Genomic DNA, 7,052 nt, shown 5'->3' on the forward strand with positions numbered 1-7,052 from the left:
CAGCGCGAGCAGGGTGCCCAGCCACTCCGGCAGGGTGCGTCCGCGGCGGCGCACGAAGGCCAGGGCCAGGAGGGCGGCGGCGACGACGCCCGCCGGAACGAGCGCGAACGGCCCCGTCAGCCATCCGCAGAGCAGCAGCGCGACGGCCAACTCCAGCAGCACGAGCCGTCGCAGCGCCAACGAACCTCCGCGACCCGCGCGGGACCTCGGCTGCGGGGTGAAGGAGCCGGGGGCCGGTGCGGCGGGCGGGCCGTCGGAGCGGGAGTCGCGGGCAGCCGACTGCCGCGCGTCACCGGATCGTGTCAACGATTGCGATCGCGATCGGGTCCGTGCTGTGGACGTCACCGCTCCAAACCCCCCGAACTCTCCTGAAACACTCGCGCGCGGCCGCCTCGCGGCTTCAGCACCCTACCCGTGCCGCGACCGGTGCCGCGCAACAGGCATAGTAGGGGCCGGTGCTGACAGTTGAGGCGCCAGAGGCAGTCGAGGAACCGGAGACCGGTGCGCGCACCGGCCCCCACGCGTCCTTCACGACTCCGCACGGGGAGAGAGCGGAAACAGATGGCATCACGGCGGGACGAACTCAACGCCTACACCTTCGCGAAGCGCCGCATGATCGCGTCCTTTCTCCGGCCCTCGCCGTCGGGTACGGAGGAGGGCGCCCCCAAGCCGCTGGGCGCGGTGGTGCCCGGTGTCGTCGTCGGCGTGGTGGTCCTCGCGGTGTTCGGCGCCGTCGGCCTGTTCAGCCCGACGGCGCCCAAGGGCTGGGACAGGCCCGAGGAACACGTCATCGTCGCCAGCCAGTCGACCACGCGCTACGTGGTGCTGAAGACCGGCAAGCGGACCCAGTTGCACCCGGTCCTGAACATGGCCTCAGCGAAACTCCTGCTGGATCCGGGCAGGAACAGCGTCATCACCGTCGACGAGAAGGTCCTCGACAGCGGCGAGCCCCCGCACGGCGCCACGATCGGCATCCCCTACGCGCCCGACCGGCTGCCCGCACCCGGCGAGGCCGAGACGCCCAAGCGCTGGGTGGTCTGCGAACGCCCCGGCGACGGCGGCCGGGCCATCCAGAAGGCGGCGTTCGTCCTCGCCGAGAAGGAGTGGCCCCGGACGGAGGGGAAGGGGAAGCTCTCGGGCGGCGACCTGATGCACGTCGTCGGCCCCGACGGAGAGACCCAGTACGTCGTCGACGCGGGCGGCACCGCCTACCGACTGGCCCGCCCGTCCGACAAGGAACTGCTCAAGGCCCTCGACACCCAGGGCCGCGCCCCGCAGCGCGTCTCCCAGCAGTGGCTCGCGACCCTCCACAAGGGCGACCCGATCGAGATTCCGAGGATCGACGGCACGCCGGGCGCGACAGCGGGGGCGTTCAGCGGGGTGCAGCAGTACGACCAGTACGACAAGGTCGGCATGGTCATCAAGGCGTACGACGGCCGGCGGATGCAGTACTACGTGGTGCTGCCCGGCCGCGTGGCCCGCGTCTCCGGGTTCACCGCCACGCTGCTGCTCAACAGCCGTGACCTGGTCGCCGTCGGCCAGGCGGGCGAGGCCCAGCAGGTCAGCCCCGGCGCGGTGACCGACAGCACGACGTTCGCCGGGGACAGGAAGTGGCCGGCGGACGAACCGAGAACAGTGAACGACGGGGGCCGCACGACGTCCGGCCGCAACACCGTCTGCGCGGTCCTGCGCTCCGTCGACGGCCAGGGCCGGACGACCCTGTCCACATGGGTGAGCACCGACTTCCCCGCGCAACTGCCCACCGGCTCCTCCAGCGCGTACGTCACCCCCGGCTCGGGGCTGCTCTTCCGGCAGTTCCAGGGCACGGAGACACAGGCGGGCGGCGTCTTCCTGGTGACCGACACGGGCCTGCGCTACGCCCTGCAGTCCAACAGCGACAGCGCCACCGACGACAAGGGCATCGGCACCTCCGCCCAGCAGCGCAAGGCGGCGCTCAACGAGGCGAGGATCGCCCAGACCCGGCTCGGCTACGAACGGGTCAGGCCGACCCCCGTCCCCGCGGAGTGGTCGACGTTCCTGCCGACCGGCCCGCGCCTGTCGGAGGCCGCGGCGCGGCAGCCGCAGGGCTCGTAGCCGCGGAGGAGACGTCATGCTGAAGGCAGTCACCTCCGCCCGCCGCGTCCGTACGGGGACCACGATCCGAACGGCGGCCCTGGCGGCGGCGGTCGCGCTCACGGCCGCGACCCACGTACTCGTCCTGCCTCCCACCGTCGCCCGGGCGGAGGACGGCCAGTGCACGTTCCCGTCGAAGCCGTACCAGGGCCGCCCCTGGGCGCTGCAGCGGCTCAACCTGGACGAGTTGTGGGCGCAGTCCACGGGCAAGGGCGTCCGAGTCGCCGTGATCGACACGGGAGTCGACGTCAGGAACCCGCAACTGAGGTCCGCCGTCGACGCGTCCAAGGGCAGGAACTACCTGCCCGCCGAGAACGCCAAGGGCGAGAGCGTCGAGCGCGGCGACAGCCGGGGAACCACCGACACCGTCGGCCACGGCACACGCGTGGCCGGCATCATCGCGGCCCGCCCCGCCGGGAACACGGGCTTCGTGGGCCTGGCGCCGGACGCCGTGATCATCCCGATGAAGCAGAACAACGCGGAGGGCGACGGAACGGCCGCCACGCTCGCCCGGGCGATCCGCGACGCGGTGGGCGCGGGCGCCGACGTCATCAACATCTCCCAGGACACGGCCAACGCCGTCGAGCCCGACCCGCGCCTGAAGCAGGCCGTCGATCACGCCCTGGGCCAGGAGGTCGTGGTGGTGGCCTCGGCCGGCAACGACGGCCTGGGCGGCAACGTCAAGGTCACCTACCCGGCGTCGTACGAGGGCGTCCTCGCGGTGGCGGCCTCCGACCGCAACAACGAACGCGCCTCCTTCTCCCAGTCGGGGGAGTTCGTCGGGGTCGCGGCCCCCGGCGTCGACATGATCTCCACGGTCCCCGGCGGCGGCCACTGCTCCGACAACGGCACCAGCTTCTCCGCCCCGTACGTCACCGGGGTGGCGGCCCTGCTGAAGGCCAAGTACCCCCAGTGGACGGCCCGGCAGATCGTCGCCCAGATCGAACAGACCGCGGAACGCTCGGTCGCCGGCCACGACCGCCTGGTCGGCTGGGGCGTCGTCGACCCGGTCAGGGCCCTGACGGACGTGGACCCCGCCCACCCCGTGGAGTCCCCCGAGGCCCGGGAAGGCGTCACCCGCGCCGAGGCCCCCTCGGTGACCCCCCTGCACTTCGGTGAAACCCCCGACGAACGCAACCAGCGCCTGGGCACCTACGTGACGGTCGGCGGCCTGGTCCTGGTGGCGGGCCTGAGCGGCACGGCTGTGGCAGTACGGGACGCACGACGCCGGCGCGGGCGCGTGGGCGGTGCGGCATGACGAGGAGGACCGTCACTCTCGCACACCTGGATCACCCAACGGTGAGCGGCGGCGGACGTGTTGTCGCTCCGAGTCTCATCCTTACGTGTGCAAGCTCGGTGACGACTGCTTGGCAAACCCATTCAAACCGCTTTGCCCGCTGGGGTGTTGAAGGTGCTTTGAGGCAAATCGTGGTTGGGTCGGGATGTGCCGGTTGACTAGAGTGGGCAACGCGTTGTGAGGCGCCGCGTGCTTTGCGATCGTGGGGAGAGCGACCGGCCGGCCTCGGTCGATGCGTGTACGGGGAAACGGGGAGGTGTGTCCTGCTACCGGCGGACATGGCGGGAGGCGTGTCGGCTACCCGGGCAGCGAACCTGGAGGCCGGCGGTGAGGCGCCGACCACGTTCATGAAGCGGGTGGACGCGGTCCCGCGTGACCTGGACCCGTCGGCCGGCAACCCGAAGCGGGTGAGCGCGCAGACCGTCCAGCGCGCATCGCTGAGCGGCGGTGGGGGCGTCTTCTCCGAGGCGCACGCCCTGTACGAGCAGTGCCACGCCGTCCACGACAAGCTCACCAGCCTCTCCCAGACCCCGCACCTGCAGATCGAGGCGATCGGCATCGCGGTTCAGGGCGCGCACCGGGGCTTCGGCAACCTCTTCGTGTTCCTGCCATCGGACATGACGAACTCCCGGACCCCGACTACCCGCCGGCCACCGCTGTGAAGGCCTCCGTCGACAGTGGCGGTGGAGGCTTCGCCGTCCTGCGGGCGCGCCGCGCCGGATGAGGACGCCGACCAGCCCGAGCCGCAGGCTTCGCAAGCCCGTCGGACAGGGCTCGACAGAGACCGTGCCGAAAGGCACCGCACGCGTGCTCACCGCCACCCGGCCGGTGAGCCGACACAGTTGGACCGGACAACAGACAGAGGAAGGGCCTGCAGGTCATGGCTGACAAGCAGAAACTCGTAGACGACCCAGTGGTCAAGCTGCAGAACGACATGTTCACGAAGTTCGAAGGCATCCGGAAGCGTGTGCACGGGCTGCAGCAGGTCATCGACGGCCTCGAGGGGCAGTGGCAGGGCATCGGCCGGTCCGCGTTCGACAGTAAGCAGCGCGAGATCAACGAGTCCCTGGTGGGCATCGGCCGGACCCTCACCGAGGTCATCGAGTCGATGACGAAGACGCGCAACATCAAGGACTCCAAGGAAGACGCCGTGCGCGCGGCGGTGAACAGGATCGACGTCCGCGACGGCGCCCCCACGACCTCCCCCTTCAGCTCGTACTGAGACGGGCGGCTCCGGGGAATCGGCTTCAGGCAATCGGCTTCGGGGGACCGGCCGGGCGGTCGGTACCCATCAGACACACACGAGCGGGACGAGGCAGACAGACATGGTCAACAACGCCGAGGGAATGAGCGTTTCCTACAGTGCGCTCGAAACGGCGGCCACCACGATCAGCAACGAGGCGAAGACGCTCGGGCAGGATCTGGACGAGCTCAAGCAGATGGTCGTGAAGAGCCTGCAGTACTGGGAGGGCGACGCCCAGAGCGGCTTCGACGAGAAGCTGCGGAGGTGGGACAAGGACGCCAACGACATCCACACCGCTCTGACCGGCATCAGCAACGTCGTGCGCACGGCCGGCGGTGACTACAGGGAGGGCGACAAGCAGGCCGCCGGCTACTTCCTCTAGGAACGGCGGCTCGGAGGTACCCCGGGGTGGGCGCGCACGGGAGGCGTCCACCCCGCTGTCGTCTCACGTCACCGGCACGGAGGCGGCGACAGGAACGCACCGGGTGCCCGACAGCGGTCCCGGCCGGTCATGTCTCAGTCGTCCACCAACCCCACCTGCACCAACGGCCGCCCCTGCCGCCGTGACACGAACACACCCCGGCCCGCCGGCATCGGACGCGGTCGTACACCGCCGAGCAGGTCTCCCTCGCCCGGGTCGCCCGCGAGGACCACGCCCTGGGCGCCGAGTTCCTTGATGCGCTGCATGAACGCCTCGTAGCCGGCGCGGCTCGCGCCCGCCGTGGAACGGGCGATGACGAAGCGGACACCGACGTCCCGGGCGAAGGGCAGCAGCTCCGTCAGGCCGGCCAGAGGGTTTCCGCTCGACGTGGAGACCAGGTCGTAGTCGTCGATGATCACGTACACCGTGGGGCCGCGCCACCAGCTGCGGTCGCGCAGTTGCTCGGGCGTGACGTCCGAGGTCGGCGTGCGGCGCTGCATCAGGTCGGCCAGCGCGTCCATGTGGTGCTGCATCCGGTTCGACATGGGGATGTATTCCGCCAGGTGCGAGGGCGGGGTCACCCCGAGCAGCGATCGGCGGTTGTCGACCACGAACAGCTTGCAGGAGTCGCCGTCGTAACGCTCCGTGATCCCCTTGACGAGCAGCTTCAGCAGGTTCGACTTGCCGGACTCGCTCTCGCCGAAGACGAGGAAGAACGGGTCCTGGTCGAAGTCCACGAACACCGGCTCGAGGTTGTCCTCGTCCAGGGCGAAGGAGATGCCCCGGTTCGGGAACCGGTCGCCCGGTGGCAGCTGGGCGGCGGAGAACCGACGCGGCAGCAGACGGACCTCGGGCGCGCCGGGCTGCTCCCAGTGGCGCGCCACCTCGGCCGCCAGGGCCGTCGTCGCATCCGCCAGGTCCGTGTCGGAGAACAGGCCGTCGATCCGCGGGACAGCCGCCATGAAGTGCTGTTTCTGCGGCGTCTGGCCGCGCCCCGGCACACCCGTGGGCACGTTGGCCGCGACCTTGCGGTCGAACTCGGAGTCCATGGGGTCGCCCAGTCGCAGTTCCAGGCGGTTCATCAAGTGGTCCTTCAGGTTCGAACGGACCTCCATCGACCGCGAGCCGGTGAGGATCAGGTGGATGCCGTAACCGAGGCCGCGTGCCGCGATGTCGAGGACCAGCGGCTCCAGTGCCTCGTAGTCCGAACGGAAGTTGCCCCAGCCGTCGATCACCAGGAACACGTCGCCCCACGGCTGGTCGGCGACCGAGATGTCGCCCCGAGCACGACGGCTGCGGAACTCGGCGATGGAGGAGATGTTCGCGGCGCGGAAGTACTCCTCGCGCCGGGTCAGCACGCCGTACACCTCGGCGGCCGTGCGCCGTACCTTCTCCGGGTCCAGCCGCGAGGCCACGCCGCCCACGTGCGGCAGGCCCGCGACGGCGGACATGCCGCCACCACCGAAGTCCAGCCCGTAGAACTGCACTTCGTGCGGGGTGTGGGTCAGGGCGAACGACGCGATCAGGGAGCGCACCAACGTCGACTTGCCGGACTGCGGACCGCCGAGGATCTGCATGTGTCCGGCCGCGCCGCCGAAGTCGGCCCACAGGGGATCACGCCGCTGCTCGTACGGCTTGTCGACGATGCCGACCGGAACGACCAGCCGGCCCGCGCCCTCGTGGCCCGGCCGGGTCAGGCCGCGGCCGGGCACCGGGGCGAGCCCGGGCAGCAGCGAGTCGAGCGACGGCGGACTGTCCAGCGGCGGCAGCCACACCTGGTGCGCGGCCGGGCCCCGGGCCTCCAGCCGGCGCACGATCACGTCGAGCACGGTGTCCGCGAGCGCGTCGTCCTTCTCGTCGCGCTTCGGTTCTTCCCGCTGCCGCGGCACCGGCACGTACTGCACCGGGACCTCGGCCGCCGTGAACAGCACCGGCCTGCGGTCGGCCGGGAGCGGCCC

The 7,052-nt window shown here is 70.9% G+C and carries 6 protein-coding genes and 1 pseudogene; 5 read left to right on the top strand and 2 right to left on the bottom strand.

Features of this window, described 5'->3' with window-relative positions; all coding sequences use genetic code 11:
• Nucleotides 1-306: pseudogene (locus RH94_RS44095) on the bottom strand (type VII secretion protein EccE); the annotation flags it as partial.
• Nucleotides 307-561: 255 nt separating this feature from the next.
• Here RH94_RS44095 and eccB point away from each other — a divergent pair.
• From eccB to RH94_RS21090, 5 genes are all read left to right on the top strand, one after another.
• Nucleotides 562-2,094, top strand: a complete 1,533-nt coding sequence (eccB, locus tag RH94_RS21070) for a type VII secretion protein EccB (protein WP_073949072.1) — start codon at nucleotides 562-564, stop codon at nucleotides 2,092-2,094.
• A 16-nt stretch (nucleotides 2,095-2,110) separates the two neighbouring features.
• Nucleotides 2,111-3,391, top strand: coding sequence for a type VII secretion-associated serine protease mycosin (mycP, locus tag RH94_RS21075; RefSeq protein ID WP_073949073.1), 1,281 nt, complete (start codon nucleotides 2,111-2,113; stop codon nucleotides 3,389-3,391).
• A 329-nt stretch (nucleotides 3,392-3,720) separates the two neighbouring features.
• Complete coding sequence (locus tag RH94_RS39780) at nucleotides 3,721-4,092, top strand: hypothetical protein (RefSeq protein WP_199881018.1); 372 nt, start codon at nucleotides 3,721-3,723, stop codon at nucleotides 4,090-4,092.
• Nucleotides 4,093-4,310: 218 nt separating this feature from the next.
• A complete protein-coding gene (locus tag RH94_RS21085) occupies nucleotides 4,311-4,652 on the top strand; it encodes a WXG100 family type VII secretion target (RefSeq protein WP_073949075.1) in 342 nt (113 codons plus the stop codon).
• Between the two features lie 124 nt (nucleotides 4,653-4,776).
• Nucleotides 4,777-5,055, top strand: coding sequence for a WXG100 family type VII secretion target (locus tag RH94_RS21090; protein WP_234425922.1), 279 nt, complete (start codon nucleotides 4,777-4,779; stop codon nucleotides 5,053-5,055).
• Between the two features lie 134 nt (nucleotides 5,056-5,189).
• Here the strand turns inward: RH94_RS21090 and eccCb are convergent.
• Nucleotides 5,190-7,052 (bottom strand): type VII secretion protein EccCb (gene eccCb, locus RH94_RS44100; protein WP_234425923.1); only part of this gene is annotated, 1,863 nt, incomplete at its 5' end.

It is taken from the genome of Streptomyces kebangsaanensis (assembly GCF_001906585.1).
GTDB classification, from domain to species: Bacteria; Actinomycetota; Actinomycetes; order Streptomycetales; family Streptomycetaceae; genus Streptomyces; species Streptomyces kebangsaanensis.

What these genes read in the sequence shown, in the direction of transcription:
- mycP (WP_073949073.1), top strand. Translation starts at nt 2,111, where the DNA reads ATGCTGAAGGCAGTCACCTCCGCCCGCCGCGTCCGTACGGGGACCACG.
- RH94_RS21085 (WP_073949075.1), top strand. Translation starts at nt 4,311, where the DNA reads ATGGCTGACAAGCAGAAACTCGTAGACGACCCAGTGGTCAAGCTGCAG.
- eccB (WP_073949072.1), top strand. Translation starts at nt 562, where the DNA reads ATGGCATCACGGCGGGACGAACTCAACGCCTACACCTTCGCGAAGCGC.
- RH94_RS21090 (WP_234425922.1), top strand. Translation starts at nt 4,777, where the DNA reads ATGAGCGTTTCCTACAGTGCGCTCGAAACGGCGGCCACCACGATCAGC.